Raw genomic sequence first — 732 nt, 5'->3', positions numbered from 1 at the left:
AGCCGCGCGGCCTTTAGGTCCGGCTGTCTGTGCCCTGCTCTTCCTTGTCAGGGTTGTCCGCCTTTGCGCCCGAGGAGGTCCCGCCGTCGTCCGGCTTAGGGGCGTCGTCCTTGTGGCGGGCTTCCTGGAGGTGGTGTTCCAACTTTTCTTCGGCGTCGCGGCGGCGCTGGCCAACGGTACGCATTTGTTGCGTGGTCGGAGACGTGTGGGCGTGCAGGTGCTGCCCGTGGGTCCCCTCGTTGCCGCTCATGTTGTTGTTCATGAGGAAATCCTTGCACTGCGGCTCTGCGTCAGGAAGACCTGCATTTTGGCACCCATCCACCGGGATAGCGGCTCCGAACTACTTGCGAGGTTCTGTTGCCGCGCGCTGCCGCACGGCACTGGAACCCGGGTCCGTGGGTTCTTAGCAGGAGGTTTACAGATATGAGTGTGCCGAATTGCAGCCGTTTCCTTTTGGAATGCATCACCTGTGACCCGGACAAGCAGCCGGGCCTGCGCGAGGACGAGGTGTACGGGCTGTACCTGAGCTGGTGTTTCCTCAATGGCGAGGAGCCAATTGCCAGCGCTTCACTGTGGATCGCCATGCGCCGGCAAACCCAGGTTGAGCCGTACGTCCGCGGCGGCCAGCTGGTGTGGCCGGGGCTGTCGATGACCGGTCCTGCGGCGCTGGACTACATCTTGTCGAGCCAGCCCAGCTTGGTGTGATTCCAAAGCTGCCCGAAGGAAAAGCCA

At 62.7% G+C, this 732-nt stretch carries 2 protein-coding genes; one reads left to right on the top strand and one right to left on the bottom strand.

Going from position 1 to position 732, the window contains the following annotated elements; translation table 11 throughout:
* Window positions 1–13: 13 nt before the first annotated feature.
* Window positions 14–262: a hypothetical protein gene (locus P2Q66_RS20830; RefSeq protein WP_275731227.1), complete on the bottom strand. Its 249-nt coding sequence runs from the start codon at window positions 260–262 to the stop codon at window positions 14–16.
* 161 nt (window positions 263–423) lie between these two features.
* Between P2Q66_RS20830 and P2Q66_RS20825 the strand changes: the two genes are divergently transcribed.
* Window positions 424–705, top strand: a complete 282-nt coding sequence (locus tag P2Q66_RS20825) for a hypothetical protein (RefSeq protein ID WP_115525375.1) — start codon at window positions 424–426, stop codon at window positions 703–705.
* Window positions 706–732 lie beyond the last annotated feature (27 nt).

Origin of the sequence: Arthrobacter sp. Cr_A7, assembly GCF_029222765.1 — a bacterium.
GTDB lineage: Bacteria > Actinomycetota > Actinomycetes > Actinomycetales > Micrococcaceae > Arthrobacter.
Note: the sequence above shows the minus strand (reverse complement) of the source record. Positions and strands in the feature narration are given on the sequence as shown.